17 protein-coding genes are annotated in these 18,143 nt (G+C 59.1%); 9 read left to right on the forward strand and 8 right to left on the reverse strand.

Annotated features, from left to right (window positions below):
* Positions 1-307 precede the first annotated feature (307 nt).
* From ABH909_RS00655 to ABH909_RS00685, 7 genes are all read left to right on the forward strand, one after another.
* Positions 308-694: a hypothetical protein gene (locus tag ABH909_RS00655; RefSeq protein WP_429429707.1), complete on the forward strand. Its 387-nt coding sequence runs from the start codon at positions 308-310 to the stop codon at positions 692-694.
* A gap of 156 nt (positions 695-850) precedes the next feature.
* The gene (locus ABH909_RS00660) at positions 851-1,483 is read left to right on the forward strand and encodes a TetR family transcriptional regulator (RefSeq protein ID WP_192345927.1); all 633 of its coding nucleotides are present in this window, start codon (positions 851-853) and stop codon (positions 1,481-1,483) included.
* A gap of 260 nt (positions 1,484-1,743) precedes the next feature.
* Positions 1,744-2,244 (forward strand): urease accessory protein UreE, encoded by a 501-nt coding sequence (ureE, locus tag ABH909_RS00665; protein WP_429429709.1) that lies wholly within the window; start codon positions 1,744-1,746, stop codon positions 2,242-2,244.
* The gene (locus tag ABH909_RS00670) at positions 2,241-2,915 is read left to right on the forward strand and encodes an urease accessory protein UreF (protein WP_429429711.1); all 675 of its coding nucleotides are present in this window, start codon (positions 2,241-2,243) and stop codon (positions 2,913-2,915) included. Before ureE ends, ABH909_RS00670 begins: the two co-directional genes overlap by 4 nt.
* A 23-nt stretch (positions 2,916-2,938) precedes the next feature.
* Complete coding sequence (ureG, locus tag ABH909_RS00675) at positions 2,939-3,553, forward strand: urease accessory protein UreG (protein ID WP_007902730.1); 615 nt, start codon at positions 2,939-2,941, stop codon at positions 3,551-3,553.
* Positions 3,554-3,581: 28 nt separating this feature from the next.
* Complete coding sequence (locus ABH909_RS00680) at positions 3,582-4,154, forward strand: HupE/UreJ family protein (protein ID WP_429429713.1); 573 nt, start codon at positions 3,582-3,584, stop codon at positions 4,152-4,154.
* Positions 4,155-4,336: 182 nt separating this feature from the next.
* A complete protein-coding gene (locus ABH909_RS00685; RefSeq protein ID WP_429429715.1) occupies positions 4,337-5,464 on the forward strand; it encodes an AGE family epimerase/isomerase in 1,128 nt (375 codons plus the stop codon).
* A 117-nt stretch (positions 5,465-5,581) separates the two neighbouring features.
* Here ABH909_RS00685 and ABH909_RS00690 read toward each other — a convergent pair whose 3' ends face one another.
* The 8 genes from ABH909_RS00690 to amaB all read right to left on the reverse strand — a co-directional run bounded on the left by ABH909_RS00690 (position 5,582) and on the right by amaB (position 15,569).
* Positions 5,582-6,352 carry an SDR family oxidoreductase gene (locus tag ABH909_RS00690; RefSeq protein ID WP_429429717.1) on the reverse strand — a complete coding sequence of 257 codons (771 nt, stop codon included), beginning with the start codon at positions 6,350-6,352 and terminating at the stop codon, positions 5,582-5,584.
* A gap of 829 nt (positions 6,353-7,181) precedes the next feature.
* Complete coding sequence (locus ABH909_RS00695) at positions 7,182-7,898, reverse strand: ABC transporter ATP-binding protein (RefSeq protein WP_429429719.1); 717 nt, start codon at positions 7,896-7,898, stop codon at positions 7,182-7,184.
* Positions 7,895-8,770, reverse strand: a complete 876-nt coding sequence (locus tag ABH909_RS00700; RefSeq protein ID WP_429429721.1) for an ABC transporter ATP-binding protein — start codon at positions 8,768-8,770, stop codon at positions 7,895-7,897. Before ABH909_RS00700 ends, ABH909_RS00695 begins: the two co-directional genes overlap by 4 nt.
* A complete protein-coding gene (gene livM, locus ABH909_RS00705) occupies positions 8,767-10,050 on the reverse strand; it encodes a high-affinity branched-chain amino acid ABC transporter permease LivM (RefSeq protein WP_429429723.1) in 1,284 nt (427 codons plus the stop codon). The genes ABH909_RS00700 and livM overlap by 4 nt, the downstream gene beginning before the upstream one ends.
* Positions 10,051-10,053: 3 nt before the next feature.
* Positions 10,054-10,968, reverse strand: a complete 915-nt coding sequence (locus ABH909_RS00710) for an ABC transporter permease subunit (protein ID WP_030128310.1) — start codon at positions 10,966-10,968, stop codon at positions 10,054-10,056.
* A 240-nt stretch (positions 10,969-11,208) separates the two neighbouring features.
* On the reverse strand, positions 11,209-12,342 hold the full coding sequence (locus ABH909_RS00715) for an ABC transporter substrate-binding protein (RefSeq protein ID WP_429429725.1): 1,134 nt from the start codon (positions 12,340-12,342) through the stop codon (positions 11,209-11,211).
* 363 nt (positions 12,343-12,705) lie between these two features.
* The gene (gene amaA / locus ABH909_RS00720) at positions 12,706-13,989 is read right to left on the reverse strand and encodes an L-pipecolate oxidase (RefSeq protein ID WP_429429727.1); all 1,284 of its coding nucleotides are present in this window, start codon (positions 13,987-13,989) and stop codon (positions 12,706-12,708) included.
* 89 nt (positions 13,990-14,078) lie between these two features.
* Entirely contained in the window at positions 14,079-15,569 is a 1,491-nt protein-coding gene (gene amaB / locus ABH909_RS00725; RefSeq protein WP_429429729.1) for an L-piperidine-6-carboxylate dehydrogenase, read from the reverse strand.
* A gap of 184 nt (positions 15,570-15,753) precedes the next feature.
* Here amaB and ABH909_RS00730 point away from each other — a divergent pair, with 184 nt between their 5' ends.
* Both ABH909_RS00730 and pncB read left to right on the forward strand, forming a co-directional pair.
* The gene (locus tag ABH909_RS00730; RefSeq protein WP_429429731.1) at positions 15,754-16,662 is read left to right on the forward strand and encodes a LysR family transcriptional regulator; all 909 of its coding nucleotides are present in this window, start codon (positions 15,754-15,756) and stop codon (positions 16,660-16,662) included.
* Between the two features lie 253 nt (positions 16,663-16,915).
* A complete protein-coding gene (gene pncB, locus ABH909_RS00735; protein ID WP_429429733.1) occupies positions 16,916-18,142 on the forward strand; it encodes a nicotinate phosphoribosyltransferase in 1,227 nt (408 codons plus the stop codon).
* The last annotated feature ends 1 nt before the right edge of the window (position 18,143 follow it).

Genomic DNA, 18,143 nt, shown 5'->3' on the forward strand with positions numbered 1-18,143 from the left:
TAAAATTTAGGACTGGCAAATGGGGCGCAGGTTTAACCGAATAGGCACTTAACACTCAAATAATCGGCCGGGGACACTCTGCCTTCATCCGGCGTTACCGCATCCGCACTTTTGCGAGGCGAGAGTGGGTCGAAAATACCCACCTCAGTGCAGAAAAGCTCGCCGGAAACGCCCGTTCTAGAGCGCTGCGGCCGAACAATCAATTCTGTTGATTATTACCATTGCGTTTATGAACTTTTATATCGACTTATCGAGAGTAGCATTGATCTCGTACCCACTTTATCGCCCTCCCAAGGAGCAACCCATCATGAAACGCGAATTACTGCTTAGCCTGACCCTCTCGATGTTAGCCAGCACCGCTTTTGCTTTGCCGGCCGCCGATCAGGCCGCCCCCCAAGCCAAAGACAGCCACTCGGTGTTCAGCCAGACCGTTGCTGCCGATGGTTCCGACCGTACTCCACAAGGTCAAACTTTGGCTGAAGGTGGTTCCGACCGCACTCCACAGGGCCAAACGCTGGCCGCTGACGGTTCCGATCGCACTCCACAAGGCCAAACCCTGGCCGAAGGCGGTTCCGATCGCACCCCACAAGGCCAAACCCTGGCTGAAGGTGGTTCCGATCGCACTCCACAGGGGCAAACCCTGGCTGAAGGCGGTGGTGACCGTGTGATCGAACGCAACAGCGCTGTGAGCTAAGCCCATGGCGGCCCCGAAAAAAAGCCCAATCCCCGGATTGGGCTTTTGACTTTATAGACGCTGCATTTCCCCGCGTGATCTCCCGATAGTCGTTCGACGCCAGTGAAGCCGATTTGCTAGAGTGCGCCGCTGTCCTGTCCAGAAAACACCCTTGCGATGCTGCCCCGCGCCGAACAGAAACAACAGACCCGCAACGCCCTGATGGACGCTGCCCGCCACTTGATGGAAAGCGGCCGAGGATTCGGCAGCCTGAGCCTGCGAGAAGTGACCAGAACTGCCGGGATCGTACCCACCGGGTTCTACCGGCATTTCGCCGACATGGATGAACTGGGCCTGGTGCTGGTGAGCGAAGTCGGTCAGACCTTCCGTGAAACCATTCGCCTGGTGCGCCATAACGAGTTCGTCATGGGTGGCATTATCGATGCCTCGGTACGGATCTTTCTCGACGTGGTCACGGCCAATCGCTCGCAGTTCCTGTTTCTTGCCCGCGAACAGTACGGCGGCTCACTGCCGGTGCGCCAGGCCATTGGCCGTTTGCGCGAAGACATCAGCTCGGACCTGGCGGCGGACTTGTCGCTGATGCCGAAACTGCAGCATCTGGACCTCGCAGGTTTGAGCGTCATGGCTGATCTGATCGTCAAAAGCGTGTTCGCCACTTTGCCGGACATCATCGATCCACCGGCGCAGGCGTTACCGGAGCATCTGACGCCACAGGCGAAAATCACGCAGCAGCTGCGGTTTATCTTTATTGGCCTCAAACATTGGCAAGGCTTAGGCAGCACCGAATAATCCCTGTGGGAGCGGGCTTGCTCGCGAAGGCGTAGGTACATCCAGCATCTATGTGACTGGAAGACTGCCTTCGCGAGCAAGCCCGCTCCCACATGGCCCCTCTACTTCGCTGCAATTTGGTGCACTCGACAATAATTCGCACCAAGTTAATCCAGCTTCCCGCCCTCCCACTCCGCCCCGACAGGCATTTCCTACGCCTCACCCGATTGGCAAGCCCCTTGCTCTATCCCTGAGCATTGTCCATTGCTGGAAGCCTTCCGATGCTGGTGATTCATCGCAGAATCGACCCTCAACCCGTCTGGGCCGCCGAGTTGCACCTGACCTTCGAAGCCCGGAGCAAAAGCCGCTTGCGCTGTTTCAGTGCCGAGAATGAAGACGTCGGGTTGTTTCTGGAGCGCGGTCAGCCGCCGCTGTATGACGGCGAATGCCTACAGGCTGAAGACGGGCGCGTCGTTCGCGTCTGCGCTCGCCCCGAACACCTGCTGCACGTCACCTGCGCCAATGCCTTCGAGCTGACTCGCGCGGCCTATCACCTGGGCAACCGCCATGTAGCCCTGCAAGTCGGCGATGGCTGGCTGCGCCTGCTCGACGATTACGTGCTCAAGGCCATGCTCGAGCAACTGGGCGCCAATGCCGAGAACATCGAAGCGCCGTTCCAGCCGGAACACGGTGCCTACGGCGGCGGCCATCACCATTCGCGCCATGGTGACGAGGATTTCAACTATCCGCCGAAACTGCACCAGTTCGGCGTGCGTATATGAACCCGGCCTGGGCGCTGCTGCGTCTAGCCAGCCCGCAGCTGCCAATTGGCGGCTACAGCTATTCCCAGGGTCTGGAGATGGCTGTGGATAACGGCCGCGTGGACGATCCCGACAGCGCGCGGCGCTGGATCAGCGATCAGTTGCTGCTGAACCTGGCGCGCTTCGAAGCGCCGCTACTGCTCGCCCATTGCACCGCTGCGACCGAAGAAAACTGGGCCGAACTGCTGCAACGTTGCGAAGAACATCGCGCCAGCCGGGAAACCCGTGAGCTGCATCAGGAAAGTCGGCAAATGGGTTATTCGTTGAAGCAACTGCTCAACGGTTTACCGGAACTGGATGCGCCGGCCCGGGCCTTTCTCGACCAATGCCCTGAACCACATCTGGCCCTTGGCTGGGCGCTGGCGGCCCGCGCCTGGCAGATCAGCCCGCAAGATGCGCTGGCCGCCTGGCTCTGGAGCTGGCTGGAAAACCAATTGGCCGTGTTGATGAAAACCCTGCCCCTGGGCCAGCAAGCCGCCCAGCGCCTGACCAGCGAACTGCTGCCGCTGCTGCAACAGGCGCAGCAAGACGCCACCCGAATCAACCCCGAACACTCTGGCAGCGCTGCTTTTGGCCTGTCCCTGGCGTGCATGGCCCATGAGCGCCAGTACAGCCGTCTGTTCCGTTCCTAGGGCCTTTTATTTTGGAGAACCACATGAACACACAACCTCTGCGCGTCGGCATCGGCGGCCCGGTCGGTTCCGGCAAAACCGCCCTGACCCTGGCCCTGTGCCTGGCCCTGCGCGACCGCTACAACCTGGCCGTCGTGACCAACGACATCTACACCCGCGAAGACGCCGACTTCCTGGTGCGCAACGAAGCCTTGGCACCCGAGCGAATCATCGGCGTGGAGACCGGCGGCTGCCCGCACACGGCGATCCGCGAAGACGCCTCGATCAATCTGGAAGCGGTGGATCAACTGAACCGGCGCTTCCCGGGGCTGGACCTGATTCTGGTGGAGTCCGGTGGCGACAACCTCTCGGCGACCTTCAGCCCGGAACTGTCCGACCTGACTATTTACGTGATCGACGTCTCGGCCGGCGACAAGCTGCCGCGCAAGGGCGGGCCGGGGATCTGCAAATCCGATTTGCTGGTGATCAACAAGATCGACCTCGCGCCGCTGGTAGGCGCCTCGCTAGAGCTGATGGACAGCGACACCCAACGCATGCGCAACGGCAAACCGTTCGTCTTCAGCAACCAGAAAACCGGCCAGGGTCTGGAAGCGATCATCGCCTTCATCGAACGCCAGGGCTTGCTGACTGCGGCCTGATCACACTTATCAACAAGGAAGCTTATCCATGACACTGAAACGCATTCTGGGCGCCATGGCCCTGCTGCTGACCCCGGCCATAGCGCTCGCTCATCCGGGCCACGGCGACAATGGCTTGATCGCCGGTATCAGCCACCCGATGGGTGGTCTCGATCATTTGTTGGCGATGGTTGCCGTGGGGTTGTGGGCTGCGCAGCAGAAAGGTCCTGCACGCTGGGCACTGCCCTGCACGTTTGTGGGCACTATGCTGATCGGCGGACTGCTGGGCTTTGAAGGGCTGAACCTGCCGGCGCTGGAAAGCGGGATTGCAGCATCGGTATTGGCGTTGGGCCTGGCGGTGGCTTTGGCGGTGCGTCCGCCGTTGAGCGTGGCAGTGGCTGCGACCGCATTATTCGCGCTGTTTCATGGCGTGGCGCATGGCCTGGAATTGCCGGACATGTCCAGTCCTTGGGCGTATGCCGCAGGATTTGTGGTGGCGACGGCAGCGTTGCATGCCGCGGGTTATGCGCTGGTTCGCGTCTTGCCTCAGGCCGCCGCGCCACTGGTTCGACTGGCGGGTGCGGCTTCGGCGGCGACTGGGGGCTGGTTGTTGGCAGGCTGACCTTTTTATCGTCTGTTCCGGCCTCTTCGCGAGCAAGCCCGCTCCCACACTCGTCCTGCGTACCCAGATCGAGTGTGGGAGCGGGCTTGCTCGCGAAGACGGCCTGACAGACACCGCGTCTCTCAAGCCTGCCTCTCTGCTACCATGTCGCGCAATCGCCCCTGCCGTGACGACGCCAGCCAATGCCGCATGTTTCCCGCTCCGCTTCCCAGCCTGAATTGACCGCTTTGTTCGCCTCGGTGCAACAGCACTTTGAGAACGTGATCGTGCCGCTCTGGCAAGGCCCCGGCTGGAACGCCGACATGGCATTGCCGTATGAAGCGCTGGACGCCGAGCATCGGCCGCTGCCACCGCAGCGCTATCGGGCCATGGCTTGCGCGCGGCAGCTGTACCTGTTTTCCAGCCTGATCGGCCAAGTGCCTCAGGCCGAAGAACGTGCGGCGGCGCTGTTCCGCTCCTTGCAACAGCATTTCCACGATGCCGAGCATGGCGGCTGGTTCTACAGCATCGACCCGCAAGGTGCGCCGCTGGATCAGCGCAAAGACCTCTACACCCACGCCTTCATCCTGTTCGCCTGCGCCCATTACTGGGACAAGGTCCGCGAGCCGCTGGTGGAGTCGGTGCTCAACGCCACGCTGGAGGTGTTGGCGCAGCGCTTCGCCACAGGCGACGGCCTGTACGAAGCGAGCCTGGGCCGTGATTGGTCCGCGCTCAACGCCGGGCCGCTGCAAAATCCATTGATGCATTTGGCCGAAGCCTTCCTCGCCATTCTTTCGGTGCGCGAGGACGTTGCTGTGCAGAGTGCGCTTGTCGAGTTATGCACAGCCATGCAGAAGCGCTTTATCGATCCGCAACACGCGGTATTGATGGAAAAACCGCTGGGCGCTGTGGATAACTGGTTCGAGCCAGGCCATCAGTTCGAATGGTATTTCCTGCTGGAGTCCTCCGCGTTACTGCGCGGCTCCAAGCTGCATGCGTCGCTGGACCGCGCCTTTACGTTTACCGAGCAACGGGGCGTGGATCAGCACACAGGTGCTGTATGCGCGATGCTGGAACTGAACGATGCCCCTCGTGATGCTACCCAACGTATCTGGGCCCAGGCTGAATACCTGCGCGCCCTGACTTTGCGTCCGGGCAGCGAAGCCGCTGTGCAGTGCCAATTGCAGGCGCTGCAACAGCGCTTTTTGCATGCGGGCGGCTGGTATGAGTGTCGCGACGAGCAGGGCGAAGTGAGCCGCAAGGACATGCCTTCGACTACGCCTTATCACTTGGCGACCTGCTATCGCGGGTTGGTCGAGTATCTCGGCTGAGTTTTTTGTGGCGAGGGGGCTTGCCCCCGTTGGGCTGCGCAGCAGCCCTGATGATTTTTCAGTTGCATCGCAAGCGGCTGCTTCGCACCCGAACGGGGGCAAGCCCCCTCGCCACAATTAAGCCTTGCCACCCTTACGCTCAATCGCAAACCCGCTCCAGGTCTGGCTCACCGGCATCAGTTCAAGGCTGTTGATGTTGATATGGGCCGGGGCATTGAGCACCCAGAAAATGGTTTCGGCGATGTCTTGCGGCTGGATCGGCTCGGCCCCCGCATAAGTGGCGTTATAACGCTCCTGATCACCAGCGAAACGCACCAGCGAGAACTCGCTCTCGCACAAGCCCGGCTCGATATTGCTGACCCGCACGCCCGTCCCTTGCAGGTCACAGCGCAGGTTCAGGGAGAATTGTTTGACGAACGCCTTGCTCGCGCCATACACGTGGCTGCCCGGATACGGGTAGTTGCCGGCGATGGAACCGAGGTTGACGATGCTGGCGCCACGACCGTGAGCGATCAAACGCGGCAACAACAGGCGAGTGCTGTACATCAGCCCTTTGATGTTGGTGTCGACCATGGTGTCCCAATCATCAAGGTCGCACTTGGGAGCCGGGTCCACGCCCAAGGCCAGGCCGGCGTTGTTGATCAGCCCGCGCAGCTTGGCGAAGGACGGCGGCAGGTTGGCAATCGCTTCCTCCATGGCCTTGCGATCCCGTACGTCGAGCACCAGGCCATGAACCTCGGTCTGCTTCGACAACTCGGCACACAGGGCATTGAGGCGCTCTTCACGACGACCTGTCAGCACCAGTTTCCAGCCGGCTTCGGCAAAACGACGGGCGCAGGCTTCACCAAAACCGGAAGTCGCGCCGGTAATAAACAGGGTGTTGGACATCGTGTTCTCCTTGCTTCGGCTGATCGACAGCCCTTGGAATAGAAAATCAGTTGCCAGCATGCCCGGCCTTGTCCACAGCGGCAACCACCGCAAAAACCGTACAAAAAACAATCAACACCGGCAACGCCATATGGGCTGTGGCTTGCAGCCATGTACGCGCACCTTATCCACAGGCCGGTCCACAGTTTCCGGGGGCAAGTGCAAAAGCTGCAAGCCGCTGCCTATAAGGCTTTGCGGGCAGATTAGAAAGTTTTTTGCTTGACCCTCGAGTGCCTGCTGTGTAACCCCGGGCAATTTGCACGACCGGATGGTCAAACCGACGATGGCGCCAAGCCAGTAACTACGGCCCTCAGCCGACTCTTTCCAGAGTTTAACCACAGACTTATCCACAGGCTTGTCAACCTCAATTCATGCCAGGTTCGTGCCTAACAAAAAGGTTGACAAAGCCGGCTAGAGGTCCCGCAAAAACACCTGTTCAAAAAACAGTCACATCGCTACAAGCCACGGATTCAAAGGCTTACAGCCAGCTACTCCCACGTTATTCACAGCCAGCTCCACAGCAAACGGGGACAACTCAAAACCGTGATAAAACAGCAATTTGCAGCGGCTTTATGTCGCGCTTTGAGAGGTCGTGAATATTGTTTTCCACAATTTCCCTTTACCTCAAAGCGCCATCCTGTGTAGGAGCTGCCGAAGGCTGCGATCTTTTCCACAGACAACTCAAAGCAAGATCAAAAGATCGCAGCCTTCGGCAGCTCCTGCGGGGGATTCGGGCATAAAAAAACGCCCTGACGTTGAGTGCGTCAGAGCGTTTTTTGGGCTCTTCGGTTTAGTGGCCGCCGAGGTAGGCGTTACGCACCTCATCGTTCACCAGCAGCTCCTTGCCGGTGCCGCTGAGGCGGATCTCGCCGTTGACCATCACGTACGCCCGGTCTGACAACTTGAGAGCGTGGTTGGCGTTCTGCTCCACCAGGAAGATGGTCATGCCGGTGCTGGCCAGTTCCCGCAGGGTCGCGAAGATCTGTTTCACCACGATCGGCGCCAGCCCCAGGCTCGGCTCATCGAGCAGCAACAGCTTTGGCCGGCTCATGAGCGCCCGGGCGATGGCGAGCATTTGTTGCTCGCCGCCGGACATGGTCATCGCGCGTTGGGTGCGCCGCTCTTCGAGCCGTGGAAACAACTCGAACATGCGCTGCATGTCTTCCTTGGCGTACTTGTCACCGATTGGAATCGTACCCATCAACAGGTTTTCCTCGACGGTCATGTCAGGGAACACCCGCCGGCCTTCGGGCGATTGAGCGATACCGTTGGACGCGATGTAGTGGGACGATTTGTGCGTGATATCCACACCTTGATAGATAATTTGCCCGTCAGCGGCCCGTGGCTGGCCGAAGATCGACATCAGCAGGGTCGATTTGCCGGCGCCGTTGGAGCCGATCAGGCTGACGGTTTCACCTTCATTGATGTGCAACGAGACTTTTTTCAGGGCCTGGATCGGCCCGTAGAACACGTCCAGATTCTTGAGTTCGAGGATGGGTTTACTCATACCACTTCCTCTTCTTCGGCACCCAGGTAGGCGGCAATCACTTTCGGATCGTGTCGAATCGCTTCAGGCCCGCCCTCGGCGATGACAACGCCGTGGTCCAGCACCACGATGTGGTCGGAAATACTCATTACCATGCCCATGTCGTGTTCGATCAGCACCACGGTCAGATCGTGCTCGTCGCGCAGCAGCCGGATCATCGCGCTCAGCGCTTCGGTTTCCTGAGGGTTGAGGCCGGCGGCCGGTTCGTCGAGGCAGATGATCTGCGGCCGGGTACACATGGCCCGTGCGATCTCCAGACGGCGTTGCTGACCATAGGACAGCTCGCCGGCCAGGCGATTGGCGCAGTCCACCAGGTCCACCACTTCCAGCCAATAGAACGCATGGTCCAGCGCATCGCTTTCGGCTTTGCGGTAACCCTTGGTGTTGAGGATGCCCGAAAGCAGGTTGCGATTGACCCACATGTGCTGGGCCACCAGCAGGTTTTCCAGCACCGACATTTCCTTGAACAGGCGAATATTCTGGAAAGTCCGCGCCAGACCGGCACGGTTGATCAGGTGCGTGCCACCAAACATCTTGTAGTGGAGCCGGCTGATCAAGCTTTTTGGCGAAACGAAATCAACTGCCTTGAACGGTTCCCCGAGCATTTTGATGACGTCGGTTTTCATGCCATGGGCATTGAGCTCGATATGCCCACCGGACGCTTTATAGAAGCCGGTCAGGCAGTTGAACACCGTGGTCTTGCCCGCACCATTTGGACCGATCAACGCAAAAATCGAGTTGCGTTTGACTTGCAGGCTCACGTTATTGAGGGCTTTGATGCCGCCGAAGTGCATCATCAGATTTTCGACCGAGAGAACGATTTCTTCGCTCATGGCGCCACTCCTTTACGTGGGGTCACACCGGTACGGCTGATCCGGATCAAGCCGCGCGGTCGCCAGATCATCATCAACACCATCAGGATGCCGAACAGCAGCACGCGATATTCCGCGAAGCCACGCAGCAGTTCCGGGGCGACGGTCAGCACGAAGGCCGCGATCACCACGCCGATGGTCGAGCCCATACCGCCGAGCACCACGATGGCGAGGATCAGTGCCGATTCGAAGAAGGTGAATGAGGTCGGGTTGACGAATCCCTGATAGGTGGCGAAGAACACACCGGCCAGACCCGCCGTCGATGCGCCGATAGTGAACGCTGACAGCTTGACCAGTACGTGATTCAGGCCCATGGAGCGGCAGGCAATTTCGTCTTCGCGCAAGGCTTCCCACGCGCGACCGACCGGCATGCGGGTCAGACGGTGCTTGACGTACAGCACACCCAGTACCACCAGGAACAACACCGCGTAAATGAAGTAGTACTTCACGTCCGGGTTATAGGCGATGCCGAAGAACTCATGGAACGGAACACCTCCCTCCTTCGCTCTTTTGCCGAACTCCAGGCCGAAGAATGTTGGCAGCGGCGCGGCCATACCGTTCGGGCCGCCAGTCAGGGACAGCCAGTTATTGAGGATCAACCGGATGATTTCACCGAACCCCAGGGTCACGATCGCCAGGTAGTCACCGTGCAGACGCAGCACCGGGAAACCCAGAATGCACCCGGCTAACCCGGCAATGATTGCCGCCAGCGGCAGCACCGTCCAGAAACCCAGCCCCAGGTATTGATAACCGAGTGCCAGGCCGTAGGCACCAATGGCATAAAACGCCACGTAACCCAGGTCGAGCAGGCCGGCCAGGCCGACCACGATGTTCAGCCCCAGGCCCAGCAATACGTAGATCAGCCCGAGGATGACCACGCCCAGCAGGTAGGAGTTGGAGAAAAACGGGAACACCACGGCGATGACGATCATCACCGGAATGATCCAGCGCAACCGGGATTTGTAATCAGGCGGCAGAACATGAACCCCGGAGCCAGTGCTTTCAAAACCTTCAAGAATTGTCAGGCCCTTGGGGGTTTGCAGGAACAGGCTCAAGGCAAAGCGGCCGGCCATGACGATGGCGACAATCCATGCCACCCGGGTCGCTTCCAGATTGAAGCCGTAGCCGTCCAGGACCACGCCGACAATCGGGCCGAACACAATCAGGGCCACCAGGCCGGCAAGAATCGCGTCAACCAGGCTTGTTTTGAGATCAATGGTTTTTTTAGTGGTTGAAGACATCGCTTACACCTTCGACACAAGAGGACGGCCGAGCAGGCCTTGGGGCCGAAAGACCAGAACGAGAACGAGCAGCGAGAAGCTGAAAACGTCTTTGTAGTCCGAGTTGACCAATCCGGAGAACAGCGACTCGGAGATCCCGAGAATGATCCCGCCGAGCATCGCCCCAGGCAGCGAGCCGATCCCGCCAAGCACCGCAGCGGTGAACGCCTTGATGCCAATGATGAAGCCCGCGTAGAAGTCGAATGTGCCGTAGTTCATGGTGATCAGCACACCGGCCAGGGCGGCCATCGCGGCACCGATGATGAACACGTAGGAAATGACGCGATCGGTGTTGATCCCCAGGATCGAGGCCATCTTGCGGTCTTGCTGGGTGGCGCGGCACATCCGGCCGAGCTTGGTGTACTTGATGACGTAGGTCAGCAGGGCCATCCCGACAAACGCTGCAATCAGAATGAAGATTTTGGTGTAGGTGAGCTGGACGAAGCCGGTTCCGACTTCAACTCGCCATGCACCGGTCAGCAGTGTCGGTACGCCTTGTTGACGGGCGCCTTGGGAAATCTGTGCATAGTTTTGCAGGATCAGCGAAATACCGATGGCGCTGATCAGCGGTGCCAGTCGGGTGGAGTTGCGCAGCGGTTTGTAGGCGACGCGCTCGATGACCCAGCCATACACCGCCGTGACGATGATGGTGAAGACCAGTGTGCCAAGCATCAGCAGGGGGAAGGATTCAATACCGAAGTAAGCCAGCAGAGCCAGACTGATTGCCGCGAGGTAAGCGGAAATCATGTAAACCTCGCCGTGGGCGAAGTTGATCATGCCGATGATGCCATAGACCATTGTGTAGCCGATGGCGATCAGGCCATAGACCGACCCGAGGGTCAGGCCGTTGACCAGTTGCTGCAGGAAAATACCATCCATAACGCAATCTCACGCAGTGAGAACCTGCACACCAGTGATGTGCGGTTCTTCTAGGAAAAATACAGATTTACGTCGGAGTAATGTCAGCCACGATCAGCCTGGCCCCACTGATTCCGTGTGGGAGCAAGTCTGCTCGCGAAAACGGTTGAACAATCAACAAAGCCGCTGTCTGTCAGTCCGTCTTCGCGAGCAGGCTCGCTCCCACAGGGACTTGTGGGGTTCAACTGATCATGTCAGCCCTTACTTCTGTTTTTCCAGCTGGTGGTATTTGCCATCCTTGTCCCACTGGTAAACCACGTAGTCGGAGACTTTCAGGTCGCCCTTCTGGTCCCATTCCTTCTCGCCCATCACGGTTTTGACCTTGTTGGCTTTCAGCCATTTGGCCGCCGCTTCGCCATCATTCTTCTTGGCACCATTGAAGGCGGCAGCCAGGGCCTGGACCGAAGCATAGGCATACAGGGTGTAGCCTTCAGGCTCGGTGCCTTTCTTGCGGAACTCGTCCACTACAGTCTTGCTGTCTGGCAGCAGGCGTGGGTCGGCACCAAAGGTCATCAGCACGCCATCAACGAATTGCGGACCGCCAGCGGTGGTCACCAGTTCGTCGGTTACGATGCCGTCGTCGGACATGAACTTGACGTCTTTGAGGCCTTGCTCACGCAGTTGACGAACCAGAGGACCGGCTTCCGGGTGCAGGCCACCGAAGTAAACGACGTCGGCGCCAGCGCCGCGGATTTTGGTGACGATGGTGCTGAAGTCTTTTTCGCCACGGGTCAGGCCTTCATACAGCACTGGCGTTACACCGCGCTTGGCCAGTTGAGCCTTGGTGGCATCCGCCAGACCTTGGCCGTAGGTGTCCTTGTCGTGCAGGACCACCACTTTCTTGCCCTTGAGCACGTCGACGATGTAGTCGCCGGCCACGATGCCTTGCTGGTCGTCACGCCCGCACATACGGAACATCGCACTCAGGCCGCGTTCGGTAACAGCCGGGTTGGTGGAGCCTGGAGTGATCGCGATGATGCCGGCTTCGTCGTAGATCTCCGAGGCCGGGATGGTCGACGAGGAGCAGAAGTGACCGACTACGCCTGCGACTTTCTGGTTGGTCAGGTCCTTGGCGACCGTCACAGCCTGTTTTGGTTCGCAGGCGTCATCGCCTTTGACCAGTACGATTTTTTCCCCGTTGACGCCGCCCGCGGCGTTGACTGCATCAGCCGCTGCCTGCGCACCCTTCATGTACTGCTCGCCAAATGCGGCGTTGGCGCCTGTCATCGGCCCCGCCACACCAATTTTCACATCAGCCTGTGCAAACGCAGAAACACCCAACGCAGTTGCCACTGCGAGGGCCAGAAAGCCTTTCTTGTAAAACGTCTGGGACATGAGGTGGTGCTCCAAGGTTTTTTTTAGTTGGCACTGCGACTTCTCTGAATGCTCAGAGCAAGGGCCGTGCCATCGGTTTTTTATTCTGAAAAAAGTCGCTGCCTTATTGTTATTTCGACTGTTTCGGGCCCATTTTCATTGGGCGTGCAACCGTCTAAACCGCGGGAGGTAAAACCTTTTACATTTAAAGGTGCAACCCGTATGCGCCATCATTGCAACCGCAGCGCCAAACGATGTGCAACCAGCCTGTAACAGCCCGCGTCACCGAACTGCACACTGCTGGTGCGGGACTGCTACAACCCGCACCATTACAGGCTAGCCGCTTCGCTGAAAAGCGCCGCTTCCAGCAACATATTTCAACAATCAGATGACGATCCGCAGGCACTGGCCCGCGTGATACAACGAAAATCCGGCTTCATACAGGCAGCTTCGCAGCCCCGCACCCGCCAATGGCTGCATGGGCGCGAAGGGAATCGGCAGGGCTTGGGGATTTCCATTACACAAATAATCGGCAAAGGCTTTGCCGACCACTGTACCGGTGGTCACGCCTCGACCGTTGTAGCCGGTGACAGCCACCAGACCCGGTGCCGGCTCGAACAGGCGCATCAAATGATCGGGAGTGAAGGCGATACAACCGGTCCAGGTGCACTCCCACTCCACCGGCTTCAAGTATGGAAAGTAATGCTGCTGAACCCGGTCGGCCCAGGCTTTCAGGAACCAGGTCGGTTTCTGGTTGCCATTGCCGAGACTGCCGAGTAACAACCGCCCTTCGGCATCGCGACGGATGCTGCTGAGCACCTGCCGGGTGTCCCAGGAACCCTGGCCGCCGGGCAGAATCTGTTGCGCGGCGTCTTCGGTCAGCGGCACTGAGGCCACTTGATAGTAATAACCGGGGAAGAAATTGCGCCGCAGCTCTGTCCAGTCACCTTCGGTATAGGCGTTGGAGGCGATGACCACCTGCTCGGCCAGCACCGAACCCTGGGCGGTTTGCACCGACCAGCGCTGGCCCTGACGTTCGAGTCGGGTGACCGGGGAATGATCGAACAGCTGACCGCCGAGGCCGATGGCCGCGTTGGCCAGCCCCGTGGCGTAAGCCATCGGGTTGATCGTGCCGGCGCGCCGATCGAGCAAGGCGGCGGCGATCTTTTTAGTTCCGGTGGCTTGTTCGCAGGCTTGACCGGTTAACAGTTCCACCGGTGCACCGCGACGTTTCCATTGTTCTTCGCGACTGCGCAGATCCGCTTCGCCACGCGCGTTGTGCGCCATGTGCAGCGTGCCTTCGCGGCGTAACTGGCAATCGATGTTGTATTTGTCGACCAGGCTGAACACCAGCGACGGTGCCGCACCCAGCATGCGGTTGAGCTGACTGCCGACCGCCTCGCCGAAACCGGCTTCGATCTCATCCGGTGGAATCCACATCCCGGCATTGACCAGCCCGACGTTACGCCCCGAACCGCCATGCCCGGCGCGATGCGCTTCCAGCACACAGACACTTTTACCTTGTTCCAGCAGATGCACCGCCGCCGACAAACCGGTGAAACCGGCACCGATGACGCAGACATCCACCGTCACCTCGCCCTTGAGCGCCACGTTGTCGGGCCTTTGCGGCGTCAGTTTTTCCCACAGACACTCTTCGCGTAACGGCATTGCAAGCTCCTGTCGGAGCAGCTACAAGACGCAAGCTACAAGCTGCAAGCCAGTCTGCTTGAAGCTTGAAGCTTGTAGCTTGCCGCTGCTTAATCGAATGTAATCCCCTGAGCCAACGGCAACTCCAGCGAATAGTTCACGGTATTGGTCTGACGGCGCATGTACCCACGCCATGCATCCGAACCGGATTCACGACCACCGCCCGTCTCCTTCTCGCCGCCAAATGCACCACCGATTTCCGCACCGCTCGGGCCGATGTTGACGTTGGCGATGCCGCAATCACTGCCCACCGCCGACATGAACCGCTCGGCTTCACGCACGTCGGTGGTGAAGATGCACGACGACAGGCCTTGTGGCACGGCGTTGTTCAGGCGCAGCGCCTCTTCAAAATCGTTGTAACCGATCACGTACAGAATCGGCGCGAAGGTTTCGCTGCACACCACATCGCTCTGTTCCGGCATTTCGACGATGGCTGGCGAAACGTAGTAAGCGTTGGGGAATTTGTCTTCCAGCTGGCGCTTGCCGCCGAACACCCGACCGCCTTCGCTCAAGGCTTGCTCCAGCGCGTCCTGCATGTTTTCGAAGCTATGTTTGTCGATCAGAGGCCCAATCAGATTGCCTTCCAGCGGATGGCCGATGCGTACTTTGGAATAAGCGGCTTTCAGGCGGGTGACGATTTCTTCCTTCACCGACTCATGGGCGATCAGGCGACGCAACGTGGTGCAACGCTGACCGGCAGTGCCGACGGCGCTGAACAGAATCGCTCGTACGGCCATGTCCAGATCGGCGCTTGGGCCGAGGATCATCGCGTTGTTGCCGCCCAGCTCGAGAATGCTGCGGGCAAAACGTGCGGCGATTTTCGGCGCCACTTCGCGGCCCATGCGGGTGCTGCCGGTGGCGCTGACCAGTGCGACACGCGGGTCATCGACCAGCGCTTCGCCGGCATCGCGGCCGCCGATAATCACTTGGCTCAGGTGCGGTGGTGCGTCGCTGAAATTTTTCAGGACGCGATCAAACAGCGCCTGGCAGGCCAACGCGGTCAGCGGGGTTTTCTCCGACGGCTTCCAGATCACCGGGTTGCCGCAGACCAGCGCCAGCGTGGCGTTCCAGGCCCAAACGGCGACCGGGAAGTTGAACGCGCTGATCACGCCAACGATGCCCAGCGGGTGCCAGGTTTCGCGCATGTGGTGGCCAGGACGCTCGGAGGCGATGGTCAAACCGTACAGCTGACGGGACAGACCGACCGCAAAGTCGCAGATATCGATCATTTCCTGAACTTCACCCAGACCTTCCTGAGTGATCTTGCCGGCTTCCCAGGACACCAGTTCACCGAGGTCGGCTTTGTACTCGCGCAGGATGTCGCCCAATTGGCGCACCAATTCGCCACGACGCGGCGCCGGAACCTTGCGCCACAGTTCGAACGCATGATCTGCGCGACTGATGTGCTGCTCGACTTCAGCGGCGCCTTCCCAGTTCACGGCAGCGATACGGCTGCCATCGATAGGCGAATGCACCGGCACTTTGCCGTTCTGGTACAGGGCCGGGTTCACACCAAGACGATCAAGCAATGCGGCAACCATGGGTCACTCCTCAAGCAAAAAACAGAAAACGTGCAGCCGGATTTATTCGGCTGATCAGACCTGTAGTTTTAGCTCCCCGGAGGTTACCCAACAAACGACCTTTAAGAGAGATATCATTCCGTTTATTCATGCTGCGAATCTGCCGGTAAAAAAGAGCACAGAGAAACAAGAAAAAGGACCACCCATGCTGAATAAACGCTACTTGCCGTCGATCACCGCGTTGCAGTGCTTCGAGGCCGTGACCCGGCATTTGAGCTTCACCCGTGCCGCCGAGGAGCTGAACCTGACGCAGAGCGCCGTGAGCAAACAGGTGGCGCAACTTGAAGAGTTGTTGCAACACCTGCTGTTCCGCCGGGTGCGCCGACGTCTGCAAATGACCCCCGCCGGTGATTTGTATCTGGTGGAGGTAAGAAAAATCCTCACACAGGTCGAAATGTCCACCCATTACCTGCGCTCCTACGGCGGTGATACCGAAGTCTTGCGCGTCTCCACGCCTCCGACCTTCGGTGCACGCTGGCTGGTGCCACGTTTGAAAGGCTGGCGTCTGCGCCATCCGTCGATCCATCTGGACCTGTGCAGCGAACAGGAAGCGGATGATCTGCTGCAAGGTCGCAGCGACCTGGCGTTTTACTTTGGCCAGGGCTCTCGGCCCGGCACCGAATGCCTGAAGCTGTTTGGCGAGGAACTGGTGCCGGTCTGCGCACCGGGCAGCCTGCCGGACACGCCGTTCACCGATCCTACGCAACTCACCGACCTGGTCCTGCTGCAAAATGCTTCCCGGCCCCAGGCCTGGCACGACTGGTTCGACAGCCAGGGCTACCACACCGAACACAGCTACCACGGCCCGCGTTTCGAAACCTTCTACATGTGCATCCGCGCCGCCCAGGTCGGCTGCGGCGTGGCGCTGTTGCCACGGTTTCTAGTGGAAGAAGAATTGGCCGACGGCAAACTGGTCATTCCCTGGAAGCATGCGATGCCCAGCACCGACGCCTATTACCTGGCGTATCCGGAGCATTCGGCGGAAGTGCCCAAGGTGCGGGATTTTGTGAAGTGGATGCTGGAGCAGATCGACAATCCCACATCTAACGATTAACTCCCCATAGGAGCTATGTAGGAGCTATGTAGGAGCTGTCGAGTGCAACGAGGCTGCGATCTTTTGATTGTGATCTTAAAAGCAAGATCAAGAGATCGCAGCCTCGTTGCACTCGACAGCTCCTACAGAGGCAATTTGCGCTGATGCAAAAATCGCTGGCAATCCTTACCGCTGATATGCGCCACTAGCCCCATTCATTGAAACAGCTGCGACGTCGCTGCCACGGGCCGCGGCCAGCCTGGAGAACCGCGTTATGAGCGAGAGTGTGTTTGCCGATCGCATCGTGCAGAACCTGCTCGACACCGACTTCTACAAACTGACGATGATGCAGGCGGTGCTGCACAACTACCCGAACGTGGAAGTCGAATGGGAGTTTCGTTGCCGTAACAGCGAGGATCTGCGCCCGTACCTGGCGGAGATCCGTTTTCAGATCGAGCGTCTGGCCGAGTTGAGCCTGAGTGCCGATCAATTGAGTTTCCTGGAGCGTATCAGCTTCCTGAAACCGGACTTCCTGCGTTTTCTCGGTCTGTTCCGCTTCAATCTTCGCTACATCCACACCGGCATTGAAAACGGTGAGTTGTTCATCCGTCTGCGCGGGCCGTGGCTGCACGTGATTCTGTTCGAAGTGCCGCTACTGGCCATGGTCAGCGAAGTGCGCAACCGTTATCGCTACCGGGAAATCATTCTGGAACAGGCCCGCGAACAGCTCTATCGCAAGTTCGACTGGCTGACCGCCAACGCCAGCGCGGACGAATTGTCCGAATTGCAGGTAGCCGATTTCGGCACTCGCCGTCGCTTCTCGTACCGTGTACAGGAAGAAGTGGTGAACGTGCTCAAGCATGACTTCCCCGGTCGCTTCGTCGGTACCAGCAACGTGCACCTGTCCCGGGAGCTGGACATGAAGCCGCTGGGCACCATGGCGCACGAATGGATCATGGCCCATCAGCAACTCGGTCCACGGTTGATCGACAGCCAGATTGCCGCCCTCGACTGCTGGGTCCGCGAATACCGGGGTTTGCTGGGGATCGCCTTGACCGACTGCATCACTTTCGATGCCTTCCTTGGCGATTTCGACCTGTTCTTTGCCAAGCTCTTCGACGGCTTGCGCCACGATTCCGGTGACCCGGTGCAGTGGGCGGAAAAAGCCATCGCCCACTATCACAAGCTTGGCATCGACCCGATGAGCAAGACACTGGTGTTTTCCGACAGTCTGACGCTACCCAAATCTCTGGAGATTTTTCGCGCATTGCACGGTCGGATCAATGTCAGCTTCGGTATCGGCACTAACCTGACGTGTGACATTGCGGGTGTCGAACCGATGAGCATCGTGCTTAAAATGACGGCCTGCAATGGCCAGCCGGTGGCCAAGATTTCTGATGAGCCTGGCAAGACTCATTGCAACGATCCGAATTTCGTCGCCTATTTACGACATGTTTTCCAAGTACCTGCCGCCATTTCCAGCCCATCTAGCAAGGAGTGAA

It is taken from the genome of Pseudomonas sp. BS3782 TE3695 (assembly GCF_050435305.1).
Classification (GTDB): Bacteria; Pseudomonadota; Gammaproteobacteria; order Pseudomonadales; family Pseudomonadaceae; genus Aquipseudomonas.

Bases quoted from the DNA above. Each gene is read 5' to 3' on its own strand.
- ABH909_RS00655 (WP_429429707.1), top strand. From the start codon at position 308: ATGAAACGCGAATTACTGCTTAGCCTGACCCTCTCGATGTTAGCCAGC.
- ABH909_RS00660 (WP_192345927.1), top strand. From the start codon at position 851: ATGCTGCCCCGCGCCGAACAGAAACAACAGACCCGCAACGCCCTGATG.
- ureE (WP_429429709.1), top strand. From the start codon at position 1,744: ATGCTGGTGATTCATCGCAGAATCGACCCTCAACCCGTCTGGGCCGCC.
- ABH909_RS00670 (WP_429429711.1), top strand. From the start codon at position 2,241: ATGAACCCGGCCTGGGCGCTGCTGCGTCTAGCCAGCCCGCAGCTGCCA.
- ureG (WP_007902730.1), top strand. From the start codon at position 2,939: ATGAACACACAACCTCTGCGCGTCGGCATCGGCGGCCCGGTCGGTTCC.
- ABH909_RS00680 (WP_429429713.1), top strand. From the start codon at position 3,582: ATGACACTGAAACGCATTCTGGGCGCCATGGCCCTGCTGCTGACCCCG.
- ABH909_RS00685 (WP_429429715.1), top strand. From the start codon at position 4,337: ATGCCGCATGTTTCCCGCTCCGCTTCCCAGCCTGAATTGACCGCTTTG.
- ABH909_RS00690 (WP_429429717.1), bottom strand. From the start codon at position 6,352: ATGTCCAACACCCTGTTTATTACCGGCGCGACTTCCGGTTTTGGTGAA.
- ABH909_RS00695 (WP_429429719.1), bottom strand. From the start codon at position 7,898: ATGAGTAAACCCATCCTCGAACTCAAGAATCTGGACGTGTTCTACGGG.
- ABH909_RS00700 (WP_429429721.1), bottom strand. From the start codon at position 8,770: ATGAGCGAAGAAATCGTTCTCTCGGTCGAAAATCTGATGATGCACTTC.
- livM (WP_429429723.1), bottom strand. From the start codon at position 10,050: ATGTCTTCAACCACTAAAAAAACCATTGATCTCAAAACAAGCCTGGTT.
- ABH909_RS00710 (WP_030128310.1), bottom strand. From the start codon at position 10,968: ATGGATGGTATTTTCCTGCAGCAACTGGTCAACGGCCTGACCCTCGGG.
- ABH909_RS00715 (WP_429429725.1), bottom strand. From the start codon at position 12,342: ATGTCCCAGACGTTTTACAAGAAAGGCTTTCTGGCCCTCGCAGTGGCA.
- amaA (WP_429429727.1), bottom strand. From the start codon at position 13,989: ATGCCGTTACGCGAAGAGTGTCTGTGGGAAAAACTGACGCCGCAAAGG.
- amaB (WP_429429729.1), bottom strand. From the start codon at position 15,569: ATGGTTGCCGCATTGCTTGATCGTCTTGGTGTGAACCCGGCCCTGTAC.
- ABH909_RS00730 (WP_429429731.1), top strand. From the start codon at position 15,754: ATGCTGAATAAACGCTACTTGCCGTCGATCACCGCGTTGCAGTGCTTC.
- pncB (WP_429429733.1), top strand. From the start codon at position 16,916: ATGAGCGAGAGTGTGTTTGCCGATCGCATCGTGCAGAACCTGCTCGAC.